Source organism: Rhodococcus sp. DMU2021, assembly GCF_019641445.1.
Classification (GTDB): Bacteria; Actinomycetota; Actinomycetes; order Mycobacteriales; family Mycobacteriaceae; genus Rhodococcus; species Rhodococcus pyridinivorans.
The window spans coordinates 283,136-307,554 of record NZ_JAIFKB010000001.1; the positions used below are offsets into that span (position 1 = coordinate 283,136).

21 protein-coding genes are annotated in these 24,419 nt (G+C 68.4%); 16 read left to right on the plus strand and 5 right to left on the minus strand.

From position 1 onward, the window contains the following. Window positions 1-18: 18 nt before the first annotated feature. The 3 genes from K3M35_RS01335 to K3M35_RS01345 are packed head-to-tail and all read right to left on the minus strand — an operon-like array spanning window position 19 to window position 2,590. Window positions 19-912: a metal ABC transporter permease gene (locus K3M35_RS01335; RefSeq protein WP_006551267.1), complete on the minus strand. Its 894-nt coding sequence runs from the start codon at window positions 910-912 to the stop codon at window positions 19-21. Further along, window positions 909-1,706 carry a metal ABC transporter ATP-binding protein gene (locus K3M35_RS01340; protein WP_220665891.1) on the minus strand — a complete coding sequence of 266 codons (798 nt, stop codon included), beginning with the start codon at window positions 1,704-1,706 and terminating at the stop codon, window positions 909-911. Before K3M35_RS01340 ends, K3M35_RS01335 begins: the two co-directional genes overlap by 4 nt. Next, the gene (locus K3M35_RS01345; protein WP_220665892.1) at window positions 1,703-2,590 is read right to left on the minus strand and encodes a metal ABC transporter substrate-binding protein; all 888 of its coding nucleotides are present in this window, start codon (window positions 2,588-2,590) and stop codon (window positions 1,703-1,705) included. The genes K3M35_RS01340 and K3M35_RS01345 overlap by 4 nt, the downstream gene beginning before the upstream one ends. A 158-nt stretch (window positions 2,591-2,748) precedes the next feature. Between K3M35_RS01345 and K3M35_RS01350 the strand changes: the two genes are divergently transcribed. The 12 genes from K3M35_RS01350 to K3M35_RS01405 all read left to right on the plus strand — a co-directional run bounded on the left by K3M35_RS01350 (window position 2,749) and on the right by K3M35_RS01405 (window position 18,850). Next, a complete protein-coding gene (locus K3M35_RS01350) occupies window positions 2,749-3,717 on the plus strand; it encodes a bifunctional riboflavin kinase/FAD synthetase (protein ID WP_006551264.1) in 969 nt (322 codons plus the stop codon). Between the two features lie 661 nt (window positions 3,718-4,378). Further along, window positions 4,379-4,648, plus strand: coding sequence for a 30S ribosomal protein S15 (gene rpsO / locus K3M35_RS01355; protein WP_006551263.1), 270 nt, complete (start codon window positions 4,379-4,381; stop codon window positions 4,646-4,648). A 324-nt stretch (window positions 4,649-4,972) separates the two neighbouring features. After that, window positions 4,973-7,258 carry a polyribonucleotide nucleotidyltransferase gene (locus K3M35_RS01360; RefSeq protein WP_033096524.1) on the plus strand — a complete coding sequence of 762 codons (2,286 nt, stop codon included), beginning with the start codon at window positions 4,973-4,975 and terminating at the stop codon, window positions 7,256-7,258. 191 nt (window positions 7,259-7,449) lie between these two features. Further along, the gene (locus tag K3M35_RS01365) at window positions 7,450-8,697 is read left to right on the plus strand and encodes a NarK/NasA family nitrate transporter (RefSeq protein ID WP_160875927.1); all 1,248 of its coding nucleotides are present in this window, start codon (window positions 7,450-7,452) and stop codon (window positions 8,695-8,697) included. After that, on the plus strand, window positions 8,694-12,389 hold the full coding sequence (locus tag K3M35_RS01370) for a nitrate reductase subunit alpha (RefSeq protein ID WP_220665893.1): 3,696 nt from the start codon (window positions 8,694-8,696) through the stop codon (window positions 12,387-12,389). The genes K3M35_RS01365 and K3M35_RS01370 overlap by 4 nt, the downstream gene beginning before the upstream one ends. Before the next feature lie 25 nt (window positions 12,390-12,414). Continuing rightward, window positions 12,415-14,085, plus strand: a complete 1,671-nt coding sequence (gene narH / locus K3M35_RS01375) for a nitrate reductase subunit beta (RefSeq protein WP_064060416.1) — start codon at window positions 12,415-12,417, stop codon at window positions 14,083-14,085. After that, the gene (gene narJ, locus K3M35_RS01380) at window positions 14,082-14,747 is read left to right on the plus strand and encodes a nitrate reductase molybdenum cofactor assembly chaperone (protein WP_220665894.1); all 666 of its coding nucleotides are present in this window, start codon (window positions 14,082-14,084) and stop codon (window positions 14,745-14,747) included. Before narH ends, narJ begins: the two co-directional genes overlap by 4 nt. Then, entirely contained in the window at window positions 14,744-15,475 is a 732-nt protein-coding gene (narI, locus tag K3M35_RS01385; RefSeq protein WP_064060418.1) for a respiratory nitrate reductase subunit gamma, read from the plus strand. The genes narJ and narI overlap by 4 nt, the downstream gene beginning before the upstream one ends. Window positions 15,476-15,559: 84 nt before the next feature. Further along, on the plus strand, window positions 15,560-16,897 hold the full coding sequence (locus tag K3M35_RS01390; protein WP_088898230.1) for a pitrilysin family protein: 1,338 nt from the start codon (window positions 15,560-15,562) through the stop codon (window positions 16,895-16,897). A gap of 153 nt (window positions 16,898-17,050) precedes the next feature. Next, a complete protein-coding gene (dapB, locus tag K3M35_RS01395) occupies window positions 17,051-17,806 on the plus strand; it encodes a 4-hydroxy-tetrahydrodipicolinate reductase (protein WP_170318494.1) in 756 nt (251 codons plus the stop codon). After that, window positions 17,803-18,282 carry a hypothetical protein gene (locus K3M35_RS01400; RefSeq protein ID WP_039587008.1) on the plus strand — a complete coding sequence of 160 codons (480 nt, stop codon included), beginning with the start codon at window positions 17,803-17,805 and terminating at the stop codon, window positions 18,280-18,282. The genes dapB and K3M35_RS01400 overlap by 4 nt, the downstream gene beginning before the upstream one ends. 64 nt (window positions 18,283-18,346) lie before the next feature. Further along, window positions 18,347-18,850 carry a flavodoxin family protein gene (locus K3M35_RS01405; protein WP_220665968.1) on the plus strand — a complete coding sequence of 168 codons (504 nt, stop codon included), beginning with the start codon at window positions 18,347-18,349 and terminating at the stop codon, window positions 18,848-18,850. A gap of 2 nt (window positions 18,851-18,852) precedes the next feature. Here the strand turns inward: K3M35_RS01405 and K3M35_RS01410 are convergent, their stop codons facing one another. Further along, the gene (locus K3M35_RS01410) at window positions 18,853-19,293 is read right to left on the minus strand and encodes an SRPBCC family protein (RefSeq protein ID WP_220665895.1); all 441 of its coding nucleotides are present in this window, start codon (window positions 19,291-19,293) and stop codon (window positions 18,853-18,855) included. A gap of 57 nt (window positions 19,294-19,350) precedes the next feature. Further along, window positions 19,351-19,950 (minus strand): hypothetical protein, encoded by a 600-nt coding sequence (locus K3M35_RS01415; protein ID WP_006551249.1) that lies wholly within the window; start codon window positions 19,948-19,950, stop codon window positions 19,351-19,353. A gap of 143 nt (window positions 19,951-20,093) precedes the next feature. On the opposite strand from K3M35_RS01415, the gene thyX reads away from it, so the two are divergent. The 4 genes from thyX to K3M35_RS01435 all read left to right on the plus strand — a co-directional run bounded on the left by thyX (window position 20,094) and on the right by K3M35_RS01435 (window position 24,347). Beyond that, complete coding sequence (gene thyX / locus K3M35_RS01420; protein WP_024100675.1) at window positions 20,094-20,849, plus strand: FAD-dependent thymidylate synthase; 756 nt, start codon at window positions 20,094-20,096, stop codon at window positions 20,847-20,849. Window positions 20,850-20,932: 83 nt separating this feature from the next. Further along, entirely contained in the window at window positions 20,933-21,838 is a 906-nt protein-coding gene (gene dapA / locus K3M35_RS01425; protein ID WP_064852441.1) for a 4-hydroxy-tetrahydrodipicolinate synthase, read from the plus strand. Beyond that, window positions 21,838-23,643 (plus strand): ribonuclease J, encoded by a 1,806-nt coding sequence (locus tag K3M35_RS01430; RefSeq protein ID WP_019289160.1) that lies wholly within the window; start codon window positions 21,838-21,840, stop codon window positions 23,641-23,643. The genes dapA and K3M35_RS01430 overlap by 1 nt, the downstream gene beginning before the upstream one ends. 77 nt (window positions 23,644-23,720) lie before the next feature. Continuing rightward, window positions 23,721-24,347, plus strand: a complete 627-nt coding sequence (locus K3M35_RS01435) for a TIGR03085 family metal-binding protein (RefSeq protein WP_033096529.1) — start codon at window positions 23,721-23,723, stop codon at window positions 24,345-24,347. Window positions 24,348-24,419 lie beyond the last annotated feature (72 nt).

The following is a 24,419-nucleotide window of genomic DNA, read 5'->3' on the forward strand; positions in this document are numbered from 1 at the left end:
GTCCAGCTTAGGTAACCGTCACCCGGGAATCACGCTCTCCGTCGGCTCGCTGGTCCTTTCGCCCTCCGGCGCGCGGCGACGCATCACGAGCCGGGTGACGACACCCTGACGCGGAGCGAACAGGTACGCGAGGGTGAAGACCACGGCCTGGGCGAGCACCACCACGCCGCCGGTCGCGGCGTCGGTGTAGTAGCTCGTGTACACACCGACCACCGAGGCGATCACTGCGAGTACCGGTGCGATCACCAGCATCCGGGCCATCCGGTCGGTGAGCAGATAGGCGGTCGCGCCGGGGATGATGAGCATCGCGACGACGAGGATCACGCCGACCGCCTGGAGCGCGCTGACGATCGTCACCGCGAGCAGCGACAACAGCAACGCCGACAGCGCGGCGGGGGACAGGCCGAGGGTGTGCGCCTGGACGCGGTCGAAGGCGAACAGCGTCAGATCGCGGCGCTTCGCGACGAGGACGGCCAGCACGACGGCCGCCAGGATCGACACCTGCCAGACGTCGCCCGTCGCGAGCCCGAGCAGGTTTCCGAACAGCACGTGGTGCAGGTCGATCTGGCTCGGGTTCTTCGAGATCAGCACCACGCCCAGGGCGAACAGTGTCGTGAAGACGATGCCGATGGTGGCGTCCTCCTTGACGCGGCTCGTGCCGCGGACGAGCCAGATCAACGCGACGGCGATGCCGGCGAAGACGAGGGCTCCGAGCGCGAACGGCACCCCCACCAGATAGGCGAGGACGACACCGGGCAGCACGGCGTGCGAGACCGCGTCGCCCATCAGCGACCAGCCGATGAGCACGAGCCAGCAGCTGAGCAGCGCGCACACGATCGTCGCGGCGACCGCGACGAGCAGCGCGCGCTGCATGAAGCCGTACTGCAGGGGTTCGATCAGCACGTCGATCATCGTCCGGCCTCCTGTGCGTATGTCTCCCGTGCGACGTCCTCGGCTCGTCCACCGTTCGCAGGTGGGGGAGCGCCGAAGGCGCGGGCGAGGTTCTCCGGGAGGAGGACCTCCTCGGGGGAGCCGTGCACGAGCACGCGCCGCTGCAGCAGTACCGCCTCGTCGCACAGTTGCGCCAGACCTGCAAGATCGTGGGTGGCGACGAGGATCGCGTGGCCGCTCGCCGCCAGTTCGCGGATGACGCCGGTCAGCGCGTGCTCGGTGGTGGTGTCGACCCCCGCGAACGGCTCGTCGAGCAGCAGCAGCGGCGAGCCCTGCGCGATCGCCCGTGCCACGAAGACACGCTTGCGCTGGCCGCCCGAAAGCTGCCCGATCTGCCGGCCGGACAACGCGGTCATGCCCACGCGTTCGAGCGCGGCGTCGACGGCCTCGTGGTCGGCGGGGCGCGGGCGGCGCAGGAAGCCCTGGTGGCCGTAGCGGGCCGTCATGACGACGTCGCGCACGCCGATCGGGAAGTTCCAGTCGACGGCCTCGGACTGCGGCACGTAGGCGACCTGCGTGCGGCGACGCGCCACGGCGGTGGTCGTCCCGCCGATGGTGACGCGACCTGAGGTGGGTCGCACGAGACCCATGATCGTCTTGAACAGCGTCGACTTACCCGAGCCGTTGGTTCCCACGAGTCCGCAGACGCGGCCGGGTGCGAGTTTCAGGGTGACGTTCTGCAGGGCCAGGACGGTGTCGTAGCGCACCGTCACGTCGTCGACGAACAGTGCCGGTGTGTCGAGTGTCGAAGTCATGGCCTCAGTCCCGTCGTGATGACGTCGATGTCGTATCGGAGCAGATCGAGGTAGGTGGGGACGGGACCGTCCGCCTCGGAGAGCGAATCGACGTAGAGGATTCCGCCGAATTCCGTTCCGGTATCGGCCGCGACCTGCCGTTGCGCCTTGTCCGAGACGGTCGATTCGCAGAACACCGCCGGAACCTCGTTGGTGCGCACGAAATCGACGGTCCGGGCGATCTGCTGCGGGGTGCCCTGCTGGTCGGAGTTCACCGGCCACAGATAGGCCTCCTGCAGCCCGGCGTCGCGCGCGAGATAGCTGAACGCGCCCTCACAGGTGACGAGTGCGCGCCGGTCGGCGGGCACGCTGTCGAGGGCGGTGACGAGTTCGGTGTGGAGACCGTCGAGTTCGGCCTTGTACGCCTCGGCGCGGGCCGCGAAGTCGTCCGCGTGCTCGGGGGCGAGGTCGGCCAGTGCCGCGGCGATGTTGTCGACGTAGACGCGGGCGGCGAGCGGGGACATCCAGGCGTGGGGGTTGTAGGGACCCGTCGTCGCGCCCTCACCGATCGGCAGTGGGTCCACACCCTCGCTCACGACCACGTGCTCGGCGTCGACATCGGCGACGAACTGTTCGAACCACCGCTCGAGACCGAGTCCGTTGTCGAGGACGAGGTCGGCCTCGGTCGCGAACCGCAGGTCGCCCGGCGTGGGCTCGTAGCCGTGGACCTCGGCGCCGGGCTTGGTGATGGACTCGACCCGCACGTGGTCGCCGCCGACGTTGCGCGCCATGTCGGCGAGGACGGTGAAGGTGGTCAGGACCAGGGGCCGATCGTCGGCGGAACCGGTGGTCGAACATGCCGCGAGGGCGGCGGCGCAGGCCGTGGCCGCGAAGGCGGCGATCATGCGACCGGCACGGAAGGATACGGACCGTGTTCTGTGGGCTCTCGACGAAAAGTTCGGCACACCGAAATTATGCATTCGCCGAGCCGTCACCGTCATGTGGGGCGCTCCGGGAGCCATCCGGGCGTGCCCGACCCGCTCACGGGCCGTAGGCTGCCGATGTGCAGAGATGGCGAGGTCTGGACGAAATTCCTGCGGACTGGGGTCGGTGTGTACTCACGATCGGCGTGTTCGACGGCGTACACCGCGGCCATCAGCAGCTCATAGCGCGTGCCGTCGAGGCCGCGCGGGCACGCGGTGTGGCCGCCGTGCTCATGACCTTCGATCCCCACCCCATGGAAGTGGTCCGCCCGGGCAGCCACCCGGCGCAGCTGACCACCCTCGCGCGACGCGCCGAGCTCGCCGAGGAACTCGGTATCGACGTTTTCTGCGTCATGCCGTTCACCCCGGAATTCATGAAGCTCTCGCCGGAGCGGTACGCCCACGAGATCCTCGTCGAGCGACTGCACGTGGCCGAGGTGGTCGTGGGGGAGAACTTCACCTTCGGAAAGAAGGCGGCCGGCACCGTCGACATGCTGCGCTCGATCGGTGAGCGTTTCGGGTTCGCGGTGCAGGGGCTCACGCTGGTCGCCGAGCACGCCGTGACGTTCTCGTCGACCTACATTCGTTCGTGCGTCGACGCCGGGGACGTCGTTGCGGCCGCGGACGCACTCGGTCGCCCGCACCGGGTCGAAGGCGTGGTCGTGCACGGCGACGGTCGCGGTCGAGGACTCGGATTCCCGACCGCCAACGTCGCACCGCCGATCTACGCGGCGATCCCCGCCGACGGCGTGTACGCGGCCTGGTTCACGGTGCTCGACTCCGGTTCTCCCGTCGAGGGACTCACAGCTGGTCAGCGCTACCTCGCAGCCGTCTCGGTGGGCACCAATCCGACCTTCTCCGGACGCAAGCGCACCGTGGAGGCGTTCGTCCTCGACGAGAAGGCCGATCTCTACGGCCAGCACGTGGCGGTCGACTTCGTCGAGCGGCTGCGGGGCATGGAGAAGTTCGATTCCGTGGAAGCGTTGATCTCCGCGATGCACCGCGACGCCGAACGGGCGCGAGAGGTTCTCACGAAGACTCCCCAGTGACACCGACTTCGAGTGACACCGACTTCGAGTGACACCGACTTCGAGTGACACCGACTCTCGAATGACGTGGGTGTCCGTCGACCGTCCGGTGTCGTCCGAACGAACGAAACTGCGAGTTCGGTACGAAAAAGGTCTTGTCCGCCGTCTTCTCCGAGGACCGGGGGCGCACCCCGGACCGTGAGTCGATTCTGTCGTTCTTCGCCTCCCGCATGCACCTGGTCAGTGCTCTGGCACGTCGGATCGCCGACGCGCCGGGCTCACTGGACTATCCCTACTGGGTGAAGGCCGACCTCGCCGTCGACGACGGTGTCGCTCGCGATGGAGCGCTACTACCGCGAGCGCGGGGAGGATCTGCCCTCGGAGTACGCGGCGGTGCCCGTGGCGCTCGGCGGTCACCGTCCTGGCCCCGGCGCGGGACGACCTCCGTCCCGACCGCGACATCGACCGGTACGTCGAGTTGCTCGACCAGGTTTTCGCCGAGGTGTCGGCCGCGGTGGGCCGCGCGGGTGCCGGCCGGCGCTGAACCCGATCGTGGTTCGGCGGCAGAAGTCGGCTCTGATAGGCTGGACCGTCGGTGCGCGCTGCGGTTCGCGGTGGCCGTACCGGGCGGACTCCGGTCCGTCTACCGTCACGCGGACGTCAGTTGTACAGGAGTGACCCAGTGGCTCTGACCACCGAACAGAAGAAGCAGATCCTCGGCGAGTACGGCCTCCACGAGACCGACACCGGCTCCCCCGAGGCGCAGGTGGCACTGCTCACCAAGCGCATCGTGGACCTCACCGAGCACCTCAAGCAGCACAAGCACGACCACCACTCCCGCCGCGGCCTGCTGCTGCTGGTCGGTCGTCGTCGCCGCCTGCTGAAGTACGTCGAGAAGGTCGACGTCGAGCGTTACCGCTCGCTCATCCAGCGTCTGGGTCTGCGTCGCTGACGCGGACAGGACACGACCTGATCTGCATTCGCTGATCTTTTCCGGCAGCCGACGGGGTACCCACTACACTGGGCCTCGTTGGCTGTCGGTGTTTGTGCCGGTTCGGCCGGCGACTTCCATCGCCTCCAATGGTGATGATCCGTATGCACCGACGGTGTCGGTCCTCGGTAGTGACCTTCCGGTCCCGTCGGGTGTCGTATCCCGAATCCGCCGGAGGGTTTCGATCGACGACCGCCTCCGTGAGTCGGTGCGCAGCCGTGGCCACGGGGGTCGCGGCGCCCGCGCGGGTACGGCGAAGACGAAGAGGGAAGAGAAGACATACAGATGACAAGCACTACCGCAGTCGAGATCGACGAAGGGGTCTACGAGACCACCGCAACGCTCGACAACGGTGCCTACGGCACCCGCACCATCCGTTTCGAGACCGGCCGCCTCGCACGCCAGGCCGCCGGTTCGGTCGTCGCCTATCTCGACGACGAGACCATGCTGCTCTCGGCCACCAGCGCCTCGAAGCAGCCCAAGGACCAGTTCGACTTCTTCCCGTTGACGGTGGACGTCGAGGAGCGCATGTACGCCGCGGGTCGCATCCCCGGCTCGTTCTTCCGTCGTGAGGGACGCCCCTCCACCGACGCGATCCTGACCTGCCGTCTGATCGACCGGCCGCTGCGCCCGTCCTTCGTCGACGGTCTGCGCAACGAGATCCAGGTCGTCGTCACGGTTCTGAGCCTGAACCCGAACGACCTCTACGACGTCGTCGCGATCAACGCCGCGTCGGCCTCCACCCAGCTCGCCGGCCTGCCGTTCTCCGGCCCGGTCGGTGGCGTGCGTGTCGCGCTCATCGTCTCCGACGACAACAAGTCGGGCCAGTGGGTCGCGTTCCCGACCGTCGAGCAGCTCGAGAACGCCGTCTTCGACATGGTCGTCGCCGGTCGCATTGTCGGTGGGGGAGACAACCCCGACACCGCGGACGTCGCGATCATGATGGTCGAGGCCGAGGCGACCGAGAACGTCATCGCGCTCGTCGACGGTGGCGCCCAGGCGCCCACCGAGTCCGTCGTGGCCGAGGGCCTCGAGGCGGCGAAGCCGTTCATCGCCCGCCTGTGCATCGCGCAGCAGCAGCTCGCCGCCGCCTCCGCGAAGCCCACCGGTGAGTTCCCGCTGTTCCCGCCCTACCAGGACGACGTCTACACCGCGGTCGAGTCCGCCGCGTCGGAGAAGCTCGCCGAGGCGCTCACCATCGCCGGCAAGCAGGAGCGCGACGACCGCACCGACGAGATCAAGGTCGAGGTGCTCGAGCAGGTCGCTCCGAACTTCGAGGGTCGCGAGAAGGAGATCGGCGCTGCCTTCCGCTCATTGACCAAGAAGCTCGTGCGCCAGCGCATCCTGCGCGACCAGTTCCGCATCGACGGCCGCGGTGTCACCGACATCCGTGCCCTCTCCGCCGAGGTCGCGGTCGTTCCCCGCGCCCACGGTTCGGCGCTGTTCGAGCGCGGCGAGACCCAGATCATGGGTGTCACCACGCTCGACATGGTGAAGATGGCGCAGCAGGTCGACTCGCTCGGTCCCGAGACCAGCAAGCGCTACATGCACCACTACAACTTCCCGCCGTACTCCACCGGTGAGACCGGTCGTGTCGGCTCGCCGAAGCGTCGCGAGATCGGCCACGGTGCCCTCGCAGAGCGCGCGCTCATCCCGGTTCTGCCGAGCCAGGAGGAGTTCCCCTACGCCATCCGTCAGGTCTCCGAGGCCCTCGGCTCGAACGGCTCGACGTCCATGGGTTCGGTCTGCGCCTCGACGCTATCGATGCTCAACGCCGGTGTGCCGCTCAAGGCCCCGGTCGCCGGTATCGCCATGGGCCTGGTCTCCGACGAGGTCGAGCTCGAGGACGGCACCCGCGAGACCCGCTACGTCGCCCTCACCGACATCCTCGGTGCGGAGGACGCGTTCGGCGACATGGACTTCAAGGTCGCCGGCACGAAGGACTTCGTGACCGCCCTGCAGCTCGACACCAAGCTCGACGGTATCCCGTCGCAGGTCCTCGCCGGTGCGCTCTCGCAGGCCCACGATGCCCGCGCCACGATCCTCGAGGTCATGGCCGAGGCCATCGACACGCCCGACGAGATGAGCGAATTCGCTCCGCGAATCACCACCATCAAGGTCCCGGTGGACAAGATCGGTGAGGTCATCGGCCCCAAGGGCAAGATGATCAACTCGATCACCGAGGAGACCGGCGCCAACATCTCCATCGAAGATGACGGCACCGTCTACGTCGGTGCAGCGGACGGCCCGTCCGCGCAGGCCGCGATCGACAAGATCAACGCCATCGCCAACCCGCAGCTGCCGAAGGTCGGCGAGCGCTTCCTCGGCACCGTGGTCAAGACCACGGCGTTCGGAGCGTTCGTCTCCCTGCTCCCCGGCCGCGACGGCCTGGTGCACATCAGCAAGCTCGGCAACGGCAAGCGCATCGCCAAGGTCGAGGACGTCGTGAACGTCGGTTCGAAGATCCGCGTCGAGATCGCCGACATCGACAACCGCGGCAAGATCAGCCTCGTCCCCGTCGAGGACGAGTCGGCCGAGGCCGCTGCGACCGGCGAGAACGCCGAGTCCTGATCACCCACCCGCCTGCCGGTTCCCGGTGGGCGCGTGAACCCCGCACCCGTGGCGCCCGACATCCGGTCGGGCACCACGGGTGCGTCGTTTCCGGCAGACCATGGTTACCGGGGTGCAACGGCCGGACGTCATCCGGGTGAGGTTCCGCCGAACCGGGTCCGGACCGCGCCCGGGAATGGTTCCCTGAGTATGTGAGAACGGACACGCAGGCGGATCTCGGGAGGTTGCGCGGAGCGAATCTGGCTCTGGCAACCTGGGTGTCCGCCATCAACTTCTGGGCCTGGAACATGATCGGGCCGCTGTCGACGACCTACGCCACCGACATGTCGCTCAGCAGCACGGAAGCGTCGATGCTGGTGGCCACGCCGATCCTCGTGGGCTCCCTCGGTCGCATCGCGGTCGGGGCGATGACGGACCGGTACGGCGGACGGGCGATGTTCATCGCCGTCTCGCTGTCGTCGATCGTTCCCGTCGTCGCGGTCGGATTCGCCGCCGAGGCCGGCTCCTATCCGCTGCTCCTGGTCTGCGGGTTCTTCCTCGGCATCGCCGGCACGATCTTCGCGGTCGGGATCCCGTTCGCCAACAACTGGTACGAACCCGCCCGCCGCGGCTTCGCGACCGGCGTGTTCGGGGCGGGCATGGTGGGCACGGCCCTGTCGGCCTTCTTCACCCCGCGTTTCGTGAACTGGTTCGGGCTGGTGCCCACCCACATCGTCGTGGCGGCCGCCCTCGCCGTGACCGCCGTGGTGTGCATCCTGATGATGCGCAATGCTCCCGATTTCCGTCCCAACACCGACCCGGTGCTGCCCAAACTGACAGCCGCGGCGAAACTCGGTGTGACCTGGGAGATGTCGTTCCTGTACGCGGTCGTGTTCGGCGGATTCGTGGCGTTCAGCAACTATCTGCCCACCTACATCAAGACGATCTACGGCTTCTCCGCCGTCGACGCCGGTACGCGCACGGCGGGTTTCGCGCTCGCCGCGGTCCTCGCCCGGCCCGTGGGCGGAGCGCTGTCGGACCGGGTGCCGCCGAAATACGTGGTCCTGGCCTCGTTCACCGGCACCGCCGTGATGGCGGTGATCGCGACCTTCCAGCCCCCGCCCGACCTGTGGTCGGCGCTGACGTTCATCACAATGGCGATCTTCCTCGGCATCGGCACCGGCGGTGTCTTCGCGTGGGTGGCGCGCCGCGCCCCGGCGCACACAGTGGGCAGTGTCACCGGCATCGTCGCCGCTGCCGGTGGGCTCGGCGGCTACTTCCCGCCACTGGTGATGGGCGCGACCTACGACGCCGAAGGCAACGACTACACCGTCGGTCTGCTCCTGCTCGCGGCGACGGCACTGGTGTGCCTGTTCTACACCGCATTTCGGCTGCACGCCCACGAACCGCCCCCTGTCGCACGATCCGGAACCCGCGACGTACGTGAGGAGAAGCCGTGACGGACACCGCCGGAGTCGGGAACCGGATCGAGGAACTGCTCGTGCGCAGCGGACGGTTCTTCACCTCCGGCGAGCAGTCCGACGACACACGCACGGTCACGCGGCGCGGTGGCCGCGAGGGCGACATCTTCTACCGGGACCGCTGGAGCCACGACAAGGTCGTCCGCTCGACCCACGGGGTGAACTGCACCGGCTCGTGCTCGTGGAAGATCTACGTCAAGGACGGCATCATCACCTGGGAGACCCAGGAAACCGACTATCCGACAGTCGGTCCCGACCGTCCCGAGTACGAACCGCGCGGATGCCCGCGCGGCGCGGCCTTCTCCTGGTACACCTACTCGCCGACGCGCGTGCGCTATCCGTACGCGCGCGGGCTGCTCGTCGAGATGTACCGGGAGGCGCGGCAGCGACTCGGCGATCCGGTGCTCGCCTGGGCCGACGTCCAGAACGATCCCGAACGGCGCCGCCGCTACCAGCGTGCCCGCGGCAAGGGCGGACTGGTGCGCGTCACGTGGGCCGAGGCCACCGAGATGATCGCCGCCGCGCACGTCCACACCATCAAGGAGTACGGAGCCGACCGGGTGGCCGGCTTCTCGCCGATCCCCGCCATGTCGATGGTCTCCTTCGCCGCCGGATCCCGGTTCGTCGAACTGCTCGGCGGCGTGATGACGTCGTTCTACGACTGGTACGCCGACCTACCGGTGGCGTCGCCGCAGGTCTTCGGCGATCAGACCGACGTACCCGAGTCCGGGGACTGGTGGGACGCCTCCTACCTGATGATGTGGGGTTCGAACGTGCCCGTCACCCGCACCCCGGACGCGCACTGGATGACGGAGGTCCGCTACCGCGGCACCAAGGTCGTCTCGGTGAGTCCGGACTACGCCGACAACACCAAGTTCGCCGACGAGTGGATGGCGTGCGCGGCCGGTACCGACGGTGCCCTGGCGATGGCGATGGGCCACGTGCTCCTCACCGAGTTCTATGTGCGGCAGCGCGTGCCGTTCTTCGTCGACTACGTGCGCCGGTACACCGACCTGCCCTTCCTCGTGCGGGTCGAGGAACGCGACGGAAGGCTCGTGCCGGGCAAGAACCTCACCGCCGCCGATCTCGGGCACAGCGTCGAGAACGCGGCCTTCAAACCGGTCTTCGTCGACGGTGCGACCGACACCGTCGTCGTACCCCCGGGCTCCCTCGGCTTCCGCTACGGCGACGACGGCATCGGAAAGTGGAATCTCGAACTCGGCGACCTCGTCCCGACATTGACGGTCGCGCCCGGCGGCGGGGGAGCGGGCGAGACCGCGGCGGTGTACCTGCCGAGCTTCGACACCGTCGACGGGCACGGTGAAAGCATCGAACGGGGCGTGCCGGTCCGTCGGATCGGGGACCACCTCGTGTGCACCGTCTTCGACCTGATGCTCGCGCAGTACGGGGTGAACCGTCCGGAGCTCGACCTGCCCGGGCAGTGGCCGAGCGGGTACGACGACCCGGGCTCGCCGTACACCCCGGCCTGGCAGGAGGCCCTCACCGGGGTGCCCGCGGCCCAGGCGATCCGGATCGCGACGGAGTTCGCCCGCAACGCCGAGGAGTCGGGCGGGCGTTCGATGATCATCATGGGGGCCGGCATCTGCCAGTGGTTCCACGGCGACGCGACCTATCGCGCCGTACTTGCGCTGCTCATGCTCACCGGCTGCATGGGACGCAACGGAGGCGGGTGGGCGCACTACGTCGGCCAGGAGAAGTGCCGTCCCGTCACGGGATGGGCGGCCATGGCGATGGGGACGGACTGGTCTCGCCCACCTCGCCAGATGGCCGGCACCTCCTACTGGTACGTGCACACCGACCAGTGGCGCTACGACGGTTACCGTGCCGACGCGCTGGCCAGTCCGCTGGGACGAGGTCGTTTCCGCGACAAGCACACGATGGACGTCATGGCGTCCGCGGTCGCCATGGGCTGGACACCCTTCTATCCCCAGTTCGACCGCAACACCCACGAGATTGCCGAACAGGCACGGGCGGCGGGACGGGAGATCCCGCAGCACGTCGCGCAGCAACTCGCCTCGGGTGAACTGAAACTGTCGGTGACCGACCCCGACGACCCGCGGAACTGGCCGCGCGTGCTCAGCGTGTGGCGGTCGAACCTGCTCGGCTCGTCCAGCAAGGGCAACGAGTATTTCCTGCGGCACCTGCTCGGCACCGATTCCAACGTGCAGGCCGAGCCGACCGCCCCCGGCCTGCGGCCCGGTGAGGTGGCGTGGCCCGACGACCTGCCCGAAGGAAAACTCGACCTGCTCATGTCGATCGACTTCCGCATGACCTCGACAACGTTGTTCTCCGACATCGTCCTGCCCGCCGCGACCTGGTACGAGAAGGGCGACCTGTCGAGCACCGACATGCACCCCTACATCCACGCCTTCACCGCAGCGGTCGATCCGCCCTGGGAAACCCGTTCGGACTACGACGCTTTCGGCGCCATCGCGCAGACCTTCAGCACCCTCGCCCGGACCCACCTGGGAACCCGCACCGACATCGTGATGGGGACACTGCAGCACGACACGCCCGCAGCGATGGCGTATCCGTCCGGCACCGAGCGGGACTGGCGCTCGACCGGCGAGGTGCCGGTTCCGGGGAGGACGATGGGTCCGCTCACCGTCGTCGAACGGGACTACGGTGCGATCGCGGAGAAGTGGGCGACGCTCGGTCCGCTCGTCGAGTCCCTCGGGTTGAACACCAAGGGCGTCGTGACCCGGCCGGACCGTGAGGTCGCCGAACTGGCACAGAGATTCGGCGTGATGGATTCCGGTGCCGGACAGGGACGTCCGGCGATCACCACCGCCGAACGCATGGCCGACACGATCCTCGCGCTGTCGGGCACGTCCAACGGCAGGCTCGCCGTCGAGGGTTTCCGTGAACTGGAGAAACGCACCGGACGGCGACTCGTGCACCTCGCGGAGGGCAGCGAGGAACGGCGGATCACCTACGCCGACACCCAGGCCCGTCCCGTACCGGTCATCACGAGCCCGGAATGGTCGGGGAGCGAAACGGGAGGTCGCCGGTACGCGCCGTTCACGATGAACATCGAGGAGCTGAAACCGTTCCACACGTTGACGGGCCGGATGCACTTCTACGTCGACCACGACTGGCTCGAAGAGCTCGGGGAGCAGCTCCCGGTCTACCGGCCCCCACTCGACATGTCGCGGTTGTTCGGCGAACAGGCGGTCGGCTCCGGCGACGGTGTCGGTCTGACGGTGAGATACCTGACCCCGCACTCGAAGTGGTCGATCCACTCGGAATATCAGGACAACCTGTTCATGCTGTCGCTGTCCCGGGGCGGGCCGACGATGTGGATGTCGCCGGCCGACGCCGCAAAGATCTCGGTGAGCGACAACGACTGGGTCGAGGCCGTCAACCGCAACGGTGTCGTGGTGTGCCGGGCGATCGTCTCGCACCGGATGCCCGAAGGGGTGGTGTTCGTCTACCACGCCCAGGACCGCGTCATCGACGTCCCGCGCAGCGAGACCACCGGACGCCGCGGCGGCATCCACAATTCGCTGACCCGCATCCTCATCAAGCCGAGCCACCTGGCCGGTGGATACGCGCAGACGGCCTACGCGTTCAACTATCTCGGCCCGACGGGCAACCAGCGCGACGAGGTGACGATCGTGCGTCGCCGATCCCAGGAGGTCGTCTACTGATGCGTGAGCAGGAAGCGAGGCGATCGTGAAGGTCATGGCACAACTCGCGATGGTGATGAACCTCGACAAGTGCATTGGATGCCACACCTGCTCGGTGACCTGCAAACAGGCGTGGACCAACCGGTCGGGCACCGAGTACGTGTGGTTCAACAACGTCGAAACCCGCCCGGGCCAGGGCTATCCGCGCACCTACGAGGACCAGGAACGCTGGCGCGGTGGCTGGGTCCGGGATACCAAGGGACGGCTGCGTCTCCGCGACGGTGGACGCCTCGCGAAACTCGCCCGCATCTTCTCGAACCCGAAGATGCCGTCGATCCACGACTACTACGAACCGTGGACCTACGACTACGACAACCTGACGAACGCCCCGCTCGGCGACCACGTCCCGGTGGCCTCGCCGCGCAGCCTCATCTCCGGTGAACCGATGAAGGTGGAATGGTCGGCGAACTGGGACGACAACCTCGGTGGCTCACCGGCGATCGTGCCCGACGACCCGATCCTGAAGAAGGTCGGCGACCGGATCAAGCTCGAGTTCGAGCAGACCTTCATGTTCTACCTGCCGCGGATCTGTGAGCACTGCCTCAACCCGTCGTGTGTGGCGTCGTGTCCGTCCGGCGCGATGTACAAGCGGTCGGAGGACGGCATCGTCCTCGTCGACCAGGACCGGTGCCGCGGCTGGCGGATGTGCGTGTCCGGATGCCCGTACAAGAAGGTGTACTTCAACCACAAGACCGGGAAGGCCGAGAAGTGCACCTTCTGCTACCCGCGGGTCGAGGTGGGGCTGCCGACCGTGTGTTCGGAGACGTGCGTGGGCAGGCTCCGGTACATCGGTCTGGTCCTCTACGACGTCGATCGGGTCCTGGAGGCGGCATCGGTGGAGAACGACACCGACCTGTACGAGGCGCAACGCGGCCTGCTGCTCGACCCCCGTGACCCCGAGGTGATCGCCGGCGCCCGCGCCGAGGGCATCTCCGACGAGTGGATCGAGGCCGCGCAACGGTCCCCGGTCTACGACCTGATCAGCACGTACCGGGTCGCGTTGCCGCTGCATCCGGAATACCGGACGATGCCGATGGTCTGGTACGTGCCACCGCTGTCACCGGTCGTCGACGCCGTCAGCCGGGAGGGACACGACGGCGAGGACATCGGCAACCTGTTCGGCGCCCTCGACGCCCTGCGCATCCCCATCGCGTACCTCGCGGAACTGTTCACCGCCGGGGACACCGCGACGGTCGAGGCGGTGTTGCGACGACTCGCCGCGATGCGCTCCTACATGCGCGACATCAATCTCGGCCGCGAGACCCGCCCCGAGATCCCCGAGGCCGTCGGCATGACCGAGGAACGGATCTACGAGATGTACCGGCTCCTCGCGCTCGCCAAGTACGACGAGCGGTACGTCATCCCGACCGCCTACGCGGCCGAAGGGCATCGGCTCGAGGAGTCGGCGACGGACTGCGCGCTGTCCTACGAAGGTGGCCCCGGCATGTACGAGTCGGGTCCGTTCGGGGAGGCCAGCGGCGTCCCGGTCCCGGTGGCGGTCGAGACCTTCCACGCCCTCGCACAGCGGCAGACCAGTGAGGGGATGGCGGCGAACGCGTCGAACCCGTCGCGGGTGAACCTCCTGAACTGGGACGGCAAGGGCGTACCGACGGGCATGTTCCCGGGCGGTCACGACACGAGGGGGGAGAAGCAATGAGACTGCTGCGTCCACGGCGCGCCGGCGTCGCTCGCGCCCTGCACCGTCGCCTCGTCCGTCAGGCCGCGTCGCTGCTGCTCGCCTATCCCGACGCCGGACACGCCGGACGGCTGGACGTCGCCGGGCAGCTCGTCGACCACATCACCGGTCCCGAGCAGGACATGCTGGGGACGGCGGTCCGCGCACTGGACGAACCGGATCTGCTCGTCCTGGCCCAGCGGTACGTCGAGACCTTCGACCTGCGGCGACGCTCGACGATGTACCTGACCTACTGGACCGCGGGCGACACCCGGAATCGCGGCGCCGAGATGCACGCCTTCGCGAGTGCCTACCGCGCCGCGGGAGTCGAGCCGCCCGCCCACGAATCACCCGACCATCTGCCGGTCGTCCTCGAATTCGCGGCCACCGTGGATCCCGCCGTGGGCGAGGAACTCCTCACCCGGTATCGGGTGGCCCTCGACGTGCTGCACACCTCCCTGCACGAGGCCGGCTCGGCGTACGCGCAGGTCGTCGCGGCCGTGTGCGCGACGCTCCCGCCGGTCACCGCCCGGGACGAGGAACGGGCCCGGCGCCTCGCGCAGGCGGGACCGCCCCGCGAGTCGATCGGTCTGCAGCCCTTCACCCTGACGGTGCCGCCCCGGCGAGGAGTTCCGGAATCATGAGTGCAGGAGAGATCTTCTGGGACGTGGTGCCGTACGTGACACTCGCGATCGTCGCGGTGGGGACCTGGTGGCGGTACCGATACGACAAGTTCGGATGGACCACCCGTTCGTCCCAGCTGTACGAGGCGCGGTTGCTGCGCATCGCGAGCCCCATGTTCCACTTCGGGATCCTGGTCGTGATCGTCGGCCACGTCATCGGCCTGGTGATCCCGCAGTCGTGGACCGACGCCGTGGGATTGAGTCAGCACGCCTATCACGTGCAGGCCATCACGCTCGGCACGATCGCGGGTGTCTCGACGCTCGTCGGCATCTCCCTGCTCGTGTATCGCCGTCGCACCAGCGGTCCCGTCTTCAGCGCCACCACTCTCAACGACAAGGTCATGTATGTCGTGCTCGTCGCCGCGATCGTGGCGGGTCTCGCCACCACGCTGATGGGGTCGGGTGTCGTGGGCGAGGAACACAACTACCGGGAGACCGTCTCGCCGTGGTTCCGGTCGATCTGGGTCCTGCAACCCCGCGGCGACCTGATGGTGGAGGCGCCGTTCAGCTTCCAGCTGCACGCGCTGATCGGCCTCGTGCTCTTCGCGATATGGCCGTTCACCCGCCTAGTCCACGCCTTCAGTGCCCCCGTCGGATACCTGTTCCGGCCGTACATCGTCTACCGCAGCCGCGAGGAGGCACGTCCCGGCCGGCTCGTGGGTTCGCAACCGCAACGACGGGGGTGGTGAGCGCGACCGATGGTGGGGGACAGTCCCGGTGTACTGTGAAATGTTCCGCGCCCTCCGACCTTGTCAGGACCACCGAAGATCCCCATGGCTTCCAGTTCCCACGTGAAGAACGACGCTTCGACCCCCGCACCCGTCGCGGCCACCGGCGTCCGCCGCTCGGTCCTTCCCGGGGGAGTGCGGGTCGTCACCGAGCACGTCCCGGGAGTGCGCTCGGCGGCCGTCGGCGTGTGGGTCGGTGTCGGATCCCGCGACGAACAACCGTCGGTCGCAGGTGCCGCCCACTTCCTCGAGCACCTGCTGTTCAAGGCGACCCCGACGCGTACCGCTCTCGACATCGCCGAGACGATGGACGGGATCGGGGGAGAGCTCAACGCGTTCACCAGCAAGGAACACACCTGCTTCTACGCGCACGTCCTCGACGACGACCTGCCGATCGCCGTCGACGTCGTCGCAGACGTCGTCCTGCGCGGCCGGTGTCTGAGCGCGGACGTCGACGTCGAGCGTCAGGTGGTGCTCGAGGAGATCGCGATGCGCGACGACGATCCGGAGGATCTGCTCGGCGACTCGCTGCTCACCGCGCTGTACGGCGATCACCCCATCGGCCGGCCGATCATCGGATCCGTCGAGTCGATCGAGTCCATGACCCGGACCCAGTTGCACTCGTTCCATGTGCGCCGCTACACCCCGCCGCGGATGGTCGTCGCGGTCGCCGGCAACGTCGACCACGCGCACACCGTCGAACTGGTCCGCCGCGCCTTCGCCGGTCACCTGGACGACGCGGCCACCCCCGCGCCCTGCCGCGACGGACGGCTCGAACTGCGCACTGCACCGACGATGAGCATCGTCGAGCGCGACAACGAGCAGGCGCACCTGACGCTCGGCGTGCGGTCCTTCGGTCGGCACGACGGGCGTCGCTGGGCGCTGTCGGTGCTCAACGCAGCCGTCGGCGGTGGGCTGAGTTCGCGCCTGTTCCAGGAGGTGCGCGAGAAGCGGGGCCTGGCCTACTCGGTGTACTCCGGCACCGACACCTTCGCCGACACCGGCGCCTTCTCCGTGTACGCGGGCTGCCAGCCCGACAATCTCGGTGAGGTCGGCGCGGTGGTCCGTGAGGTGCTCACCGACGTGGCCGAACACGGCATCACCGACGCGGAATGCGCTCGCGCAAAGGGGTCGCTGCGCGGCGGTCTCGTGCTCGGACTCGAGGACACCGGGGCGCGCATGCACCGGATCGGCCGCAGCGAACTGAGCTACGGGCAGCACTGGGGCATCACTGAGACCCTCGAACGCATCTCGTCGGTGTCCACCGAGGAGGTGCGCAGCGTGGCAGCCGACCTGCTGCACCGGCCGTTCGCGGTCGCCGTCGCCGGCCCCTACCGGCGCACGCGTGATCTTCCGGCGTCGGTGCGCGCGCTCGTGTCCTGAATCGTCCTCAGCTGAGCCAGTCGGCTCCGGAGGCGTCCGAGGTCGACGCGCTCTGCGCGCAGCAGTAGGTGGCGTTCGACCCGCTCGGGACGTCTACGGGTGGTTGCGTAGGATTTCCGGGGGAGACGGCAACGAAAGGGCGTGACGACGCAAGTGGATGCAACAAAGGTTCGGGTGGGTGTACTCGGTGCTGCCGGCAAGGTCGGCCAGGCGATCTGCGCCGCCGTCGACGCCGCGTCCGATCTCGAGCTCGTCGCCACCGTCGACAAGGGCGACAGCCTCGACGCCTTCGTGAACTCGCAGACCCAGGTGGTCGTCGACTTCACCCACCCCGACGTCGTCATGGACAACCTGCACTTCCTCGTCGAGAACGGCATCCACGCCGTGGTCGGAACCACCGGCTTCGACGACGAGCGCCTCGACCGGGTGCGGAGCTGGCTCGCGGATCGTCCCGAGGTGGGCGTGCTCATCGCGCCGAACTTCGCGATCGGTGCCGTGCTGTCGATGCGCTTCGCTCAGGCCGCCGCCCGGTTCTTCGATTCCGTCGAGGTGATCGAGCTGCACCATCCGAACAAGGCCGACGCCCCGTCCGGCACCGCCTACCGCACCGCCCGTCTGATCGCGCAGGCCCGCGCCGAGGCCGGTGTGGCTCCGAGCCCGGACGCCACCACCACCGAACTCGACGGTGCGCGCGGCGGTGACGTCGACGGTGTCCGCGTGCACTCCGTGCGTCTCGCCGGCCTCGTCGCTCACCAGGAGGTGCTGCTCGGCACCCAGGGCGAGACCCTCACCATTCGGCACGACTCGATCGACCGTTCCTCCTTCGCTCCCGGCGTGCTGCTCGGTGTGCGGGAGATCGGTAAGCGACCGGGTCTGACCGTCGGAATCGATCCCCTCCTCGACCTGTGAGAACCGGCTCGCTCAAGGTCCTCGTCCCCATTGCGTTCATCGTGGTGGCGCTGGGGTTCTACTTCGTTCTGCTCGGCTCCACCGGCCTGGAACTGGTCCGGTCCGGTGAGGTCGCGGCGATCGGTCTCGGGATCGGCATCCTCATTCTCCCGATCGTGGGAGCCTGGATCGTCTACGCGACCCTCCGCGCAGGGCTGCAGCATCAGCACCTCGCGCGGCGGATCCACGACGAAGGCCTCGAACTCGACGTCGACGACCTGCCCCGCATGCCGTCGGGGCGGGTCGAGCGGGACGCCGCCGACGAACTGTTCGCGACCGTGAAGCAGGAATGGGAAGCCGACCCCGACAACTGGCGCAACTCCTACCGGCTCGCACGCGCCTACGACTATGCGGGCGACCGCAGTCGTGCGCGGGAGACGATGCGCCGAGCCGTTGCGCTCGAGAAGCTCGAACGGGACGGCCACGCCGGTTCCTGAACCGGCGAGCGGCTTTGACAACCTCGAGATGGTGCAGCAGCCTGCTGATGTGACGGACGAGGCTGTGGAAGACCGGGCAGGGGCGGGCGAGACAGGGCGCGAGGACGGATCCCGCACAGTGCTGGTGGTGCATCACACCCCCTCGCCGCCGACTCGCGAGATCCTCGAAGCCGTCCTGGAGGGAGCGCGGGACCCGGAGATCACGGGTGTCACCGTCCGGGTGGTCCCCGCGCTGGGCGCCACGGTGCCCGATGTGCTGGCCGCCGACGGCTTCCTGTTCGGCACGACAGCCAATTTCGGTTACATGTCGGGTGCGCTCAAGCACTTCTTCGACACGGTCTACTACCCGTGTCTCGATGCCGTGGCCGGCCGTCCCTACGGTCTGTGGGTGCACGGGAACAACGACACCGCCGGCGCTGTGGCGTCGGTTCGGCGCTTGACCACCGGGTTGGGTCTCGTGCAGGCTGCTGCCGATCTCGAGATCACCGGACCGGTCGACGCGAAGGTACGCGAGCAGTGCTACGAGCTCGGCGCCATCGTCGCGGCGACCGCGGCCGGTGACATCTGACGTCAGCGGAAGTTCTTCTCCGTGAACGACTTGAGGCCCTTTCCGGCGGTTTCGAGGGCCATCTTCTCGGCGCGCCGCACGAGGAATCCGGGGATGGGGACCTTCGGATCGATCGTCAGTGAGAACTCGGCCGTCGTGCCGGATCCCTTGGCGGTGAGGGTGTAGGCGCCGTCCTGCTGGCGCTGCTGGCTGCTCTCCACCAGGGTCCACGACATCGACCCGTCGCCGTTCCAGGAGTACTCGACGACCTGCTCGTCGGTGATGCCGACGATCGAGACGGTCATCCGTACGCGCTGGGGTCGTCCGTCGGGGTGGGTGGACTCGACGGTGACGGACTTGTGGGTCGACGACCACTCGGGCAGGCGTTCGACCGCGGCGAGCGCGGCCATCACCTGCTCCGGGGTTGCGTCGATGTCGAAACTCCTGGTGCTGCTGACTGCCATGCGCCCTCCGCGTCGCCCGATTGTGTGCGTCGGCACTCTATCGTGCGGTGAGGTGCCTTACGCGTCGCTGCGCGGGTTCGTGTCGTCGGGGCCCGCAGTGTCGTTGCGGCCGGCGGCGTCGTCCGGGCCCGCGGTGTCGCTCGGGTCGGACGGCTGCGGCTCGGTGGGTGCGGGCGGGGTGGGCTTCGCCCAGCCACCCTGACGGCGCCATTCGTCGGCGCGGCGCTGATAGCGCATCTGCTCCCGTAGGGCGCCCTGTACCGCCTGCGCCATCCAGGAGTTGAGTGACACTCCGCTCTGCTGCGCCGCTTCCTCGGCCTTGGTCTTGATCTGTTCGACGAGGCGCAGGGTGACCCGGCTGATGTCGCCCGTCATCTCCTCGAAGGACGGCGTCGGATCCTCGTGCGGGGGAGCGGGTTCGCTGTGGACGGCGAGGACGGCATCGGTGCCGTCGAGGCGCACCGTGACGGTGCGGTCGCCGAGTTCGTCGCTGATCTCGTTGGCCATGTCGGACAGTGCTGCCAGGACCGCGAGGCGGACGGGTGCGGCGATGGCGGTCGCGAGGGCTGCGGCGGTGCGTCGGGTCTGCTCGTCGCCGAGTTCGGCTGCGGAGATCACGGAGTCCGTGATGGCGGACGTGTACTTGTCGATGTCCATGACGCCAGTGTGACGTCACCGATGATGTCACGCAAGGTGTCATCGTGATGTCATCGATCGTCGCAGGTCGAGGCGCGTTAGTGTGCGGACGGAAGAGACGGCGCGTCCGGAGGATGCGCGACGACCGAGGCGAGGAGGAGACGATGGCGCCCGAACCCGCCGTTCCGAAGGTCCGGCTCATCGCCACGACGGAGTTCCACGTCCCCGACGACGTCGACTGGGACACCGACGCCGAGGGCGGCGAAGCGCTCGTCGAGTTCGCCGGTCGCGCCTGCTACCAGAGCTGGTCCAAGCCCAACCCCCGCACCGCGACGAACGGCGGATATCTCCGTCACCTGCTCACCGTGGGGCACCTGTCCGTTCTCGAACACGCGACGGCGACCTTCTACATCACCGGCATCTCCCGTTCGTGCACGCACGAGCTGATCCGGCACCGGCACTTCTCGTTCTCGCAGCTGTCGCAGCGTTTCGTCGCCGACGGTGAGGTGCCCGTGGTGGTTCCGCCCGCGATTGCGGGCGATGCCGAACTCGAGGAGTTGTTCTTCGCGGCCGCGGAGCGCAGCCGCGAGGCGTATGTGGCGCTGTTGGCGGCGCTCGACGAGAAGCTCTCGCATCTTCCCGCCGGTCCGTTGCGCGCCAAGCAGGTCCGGGAGGCCGCCCGGGCGGTGCTCCCCAACGCCACGGAGACCCGCATCGTCGTCACCGGAAACTACCGATCGTGGCGTCACTTCGTCGCCATGCGCGCGACCGAACATGCCGACGTCGAGATCCGGCGTCTCGCCGTCGAATGTGTGCGTCAGCTCGCGGATGCCGCACCGAACGCGTTCTCGGACTTCGCGATCACGAAGCTGGCCGACGGCAGTGAGATCGCAGCTCCCACGCTTGCGACCGACCTCTGATCGACCGCTACACCGATCTGTGATCCGTCTCCGAGGGGCGGGCGTGTGTCGAGGCGGCCCTGCCACGCGGTAGCCTTCTGACCATGACCAACGGTGATTCCGCAACTGCTGTCGAGCTTCCGTTCGGCACCGTCGCCACAGCGATGGTGACCCCGTTCACTGCCGATGGCAAGCTCGACGTGGATGCGGGCGTGAGTCTGGCGAACTACCTCGTCGACGGTGGCTGTGACGCACTGGTTCTCGCCGGTACGACCGGCGAATCGCCCACGACGACCGAGAACGAGAAGATGGAGCTGATGCGGGCCGTGCTCGCATCCGTCGGCGACCGCGCCAAGATCATCGCCGGGGCCGGCAGCAACGACACCGCCCACAGCGTCGAGCTCGCCCGCGACGCCGCGCGAGCCGGTGCACACGGCCTGCTCGTGGTGACCCCGTACTACTCGCGGCCCCCGCAGGCCGGCCTCTACGCCCACTTCGTCGCGGTGGCCGACGCGACCGATCTGCCGGTCATGCTCTACGACATCCCACCTCGATCCGTCGTGCCGATCGAGACCGACACACTGCGTCTGCTCGCCGAGCACCCCCGGATCGTCGCGGTGAAGGACGCCAAGGGCGATCTGAACGCGGGCGCCGAGCTGATCGGTACCACCGACCTGAAGTTCTACTCGGGCGACGACCCCCTGAACCTGCCGTGGCTGTCCGTCGGCGCCGTCGGATTCGTCAGCGTCATCGGCCATCTCGTGCCCGGTCGCCTGCGCGAGCTGCACACCGCTTTCGAAGCCGGCGATCTCGAACTCGCCCGCCGCATCAATCTGTCGATGGTGCCCATCTATCGCGCCGTCGCTCGGCTGGGCGGCGTGAGCGCCTCGAAGGCCGCCCTGCGGCTGCTCGGCATCGACGTCGGAGAGCCTCGTCTGCCGCAGGTCGCCCCGGTGACCGCGCAGATCGACGCTCTCGCGGCGGATCTCCAGGCTGCGGGGGTGCTGTGATGAGCCGCCCCGCACGCGGCCGGGGCCGCGCCACCCGCAACGCCGGTCCGCCCGCCCGCGTTCCGCGGCGTGTCGCGCAGAACTCGGCGAACCCCCAGCGTCCGGACGCCCGCATCGTCGATCCCACCGAGCGATTGGGTCTGCCGCCGAAGGCTCCTCGCGACGGTCTGCGGGTCGTCGCGCTCGGCGGTATCGGCGAGATCGGCCGCAACATGACGGTCTTCGAGCACCAGGGCCGGCTGCTCGTCGTCGACTGCGGGGTGCTCTTTCCCGAGGACCAGCAGCCGGGCGTCGACCTGATCCTGCCCGACTTCCGGTACATCGAGGACCGGATGGACGACGTCGAGGCGATCGTCCTCACCCACGGCCACGAGGACCACATCGGTGCCGTGCCGTTCCTGCTGCGCCTGCGCCCCGACATCCCGGTCGTCGGGTCCAAGTTCACCCTGGCGCTCGTCGCGGCGAAGTGCCGCGAACACCGCCAGCGTCCCAACCTCGTCGAGGTCGTCGAGGGGCAGACCACCTCGCACGGTCCGTTCGAGTGCGAGTACTTCGCGGTCAACCACTCCATCCCGGACGCGATCGCCGTCGCGATCCGCACCGCTGCGGGCATCGTGCTGCACACCGGCGACATCAAGCTCGACCAGCTGCCGCTCGACAACCGTCTCACCGACCTCGCGGGCTTCTCCCGCCTCGGCGACGAGGGTGTCGACCTGTTCCTCGTCGACTCGACGAACGCCGAGGTCCCCGGCTTCGTCACACCGGAGCGCGAGATCGGCGGAGTGCTCGACACCGTCATCGGCAAGGCCGCCAACCGGGTGATCGTCGCGTCCTTCGCGAGCCACGTGCACCGCATCCAGCAGATCGTCGACGTCGCCGAGCGCTACAACCGGCGTGTGGCGTTCGTCGGCCGGTCGATGGTCCGCAACATGCAGATCGCGCAGGATCTGGGCTACCTGAACGTGCCCGACGGCCTCGAGGTCGACATCGACACCGCCGCGAGCCTGCCCGACGACCGGGTCGTGCTGGTCTCCACCGGTTCGCAGGGCGAACCGCTCTCGGCGCTGTCCCGGATGGCGCGCGGCGAGCACCGGCAGATCAACATCCGGGCCGACGACCTCGTCGTCCTCGCGTCGTCGCTGATCCCTGGCAACGAGAACTCCGTGTTCGCGGTCGTCAACGGCCTGGCCAAGCGCGGCGCGAAGGTCGTCACCCAGCAGAACGCGAAGGTGCACGTCTCCGGTCACGCGTCGGCCGGCGAGCTGCTGTATCTCTACAACGCGGTGCGACCCACCAACGCGATGCCCGTCCATGGCGAGTGGCGCCACCTGCGGGCGAACGCCGCACTGGCCGAGGCCACGGGTGTTCCCCGCGAGCGGATCGTGCTCGCGGAGGACGGTGTGGTCGTCGACATGGTCGACGGACTCGCGGAAATCGTCGGGCGCGTCCCGGTCGGTCACGTCTACGTCGACGGCCTGTCGGTAGGCGACGTGGGCGAGTCCACGCTGTCCGATCGTCTCGTCCTCGGCGAGGGTGGTTTCATCTCCATCTCAGTCGCGGTCGACGCCGCGACCGGCCGTGCGGTGAGCACCCCGGAGGTCTCCGGTCGCGGTTTCTCCGACGACCCGGACGCACTCGACGAGGCGGCGCAGCTCGTCGACAAGGCGCTCAACGAACTCGCTGCCGAAGGGGTCACGGAGACCCATCGCATCGCCCAGGGCATCCGCCGGGTCGTCGGCCGCTGGGTCGCCGAGACCTATCGTCGTCGCCCGATGATCGTGCCCACGGTGATCCCGGTCTCCTGATTTCGGTCCGCGCGGGCCCGCCGAACACGCGGGCTCGCGCGATGGGCGAGGGCAGGAGTGATCGCTAGAGTGGCGGAATGAGCCTCGCCCGAAGCGAACGACATGCCCTCGTCCGCACCATGTCCGAGGTCGGACCCGACGCGCCGACGCTCTGCGGCGACTGGACGGTCCGGGATCTCGCCGCGCACCTGCTCGTCCGCGAGCGCCGCGTGGACGCGATGCCCGGCATCGTCGTCCCGGCCCTGGCCGATCACACGGAGAAGGTGCGACGCTCCGCCACCGACCGACAGTGGGCACACGTGCTCGCCGACGTCGATTCCGGCCCGCCGAAGTGGTCGCCGATGTTCCTGTTCGACGCCGTCGCCAACGCGGCGGAGATGTTCGTGCACCATGAGGACGTGCGCCGCGCGCAGCCCGGATGGGAGCCGCGGACGCTGTCGGCGGACGATCAGGACCAGCTTTGGCGCATCGCGCGGATGATCGGACGCAACAGCTACGGCGGATGCGACGTCACGGTGATCTTCGAGAGGTCCGGTTCCGGCGAGCGGGTCGCCCTGCGCAAGCGCGGTCCGCGCACCGTCGTGCTGCGCGGCGAACCGTCCGAACTCGTGCTGCACGCCTTCGGCCGCGACCAGGTGCGGCTCGAGATCGAGGGCGACGAGTCGGCGGTCTCCGAACTGGCGGGATCGAAACGCGGCCTGTGAGCGCTCGCCCGGACGGCGTGTGACCAGTGCCGCCGACCGGTACCCGTGTTGCTGATGGTTCATGAGAGGTCC

Bases quoted from the DNA above. Each gene is read 5' to 3' on its own strand.
- K3M35_RS01335 (WP_006551267.1), bottom strand. From the start codon at position 912: ATGATCGACGTGCTGATCGAACCCCTGCAGTACGGCTTCATGCAGCGC.
- K3M35_RS01340 (WP_220665891.1), bottom strand. From the start codon at position 1,706: ATGACTTCGACACTCGACACACCGGCACTGTTCGTCGACGACGTGACG.
- K3M35_RS01345 (WP_220665892.1), bottom strand. From the start codon at position 2,590: ATGATCGCCGCCTTCGCGGCCACGGCCTGCGCCGCCGCCCTCGCGGCA.
- K3M35_RS01360 (WP_033096524.1), top strand. From the start codon at position 4,973: ATGACAAGCACTACCGCAGTCGAGATCGACGAAGGGGTCTACGAGACC.
- narJ (WP_220665894.1), top strand. From the start codon at position 14,082: ATGAGACTGCTGCGTCCACGGCGCGCCGGCGTCGCTCGCGCCCTGCAC.
- narI (WP_064060418.1), top strand. From the start codon at position 14,744: ATGAGTGCAGGAGAGATCTTCTGGGACGTGGTGCCGTACGTGACACTC.
- K3M35_RS01390 (WP_088898230.1), top strand. From the start codon at position 15,560: ATGGCTTCCAGTTCCCACGTGAAGAACGACGCTTCGACCCCCGCACCC.
- K3M35_RS01410 (WP_220665895.1), bottom strand. From the start codon at position 19,293: ATGGCAGTCAGCAGCACCAGGAGTTTCGACATCGACGCAACCCCGGAG.
- K3M35_RS01415 (WP_006551249.1), bottom strand. From the start codon at position 19,950: ATGGACATCGACAAGTACACGTCCGCCATCACGGACTCCGTGATCTCC.
- thyX (WP_024100675.1), top strand. From the start codon at position 20,094: ATGGCGCCCGAACCCGCCGTTCCGAAGGTCCGGCTCATCGCCACGACG.
- dapA (WP_064852441.1), top strand. From the start codon at position 20,933: ATGACCAACGGTGATTCCGCAACTGCTGTCGAGCTTCCGTTCGGCACC.
- K3M35_RS01430 (WP_019289160.1), top strand. From the start codon at position 21,838: ATGAGCCGCCCCGCACGCGGCCGGGGCCGCGCCACCCGCAACGCCGGT.
- K3M35_RS01435 (WP_033096529.1), top strand. From the start codon at position 23,721: ATGAGCCTCGCCCGAAGCGAACGACATGCCCTCGTCCGCACCATGTCC.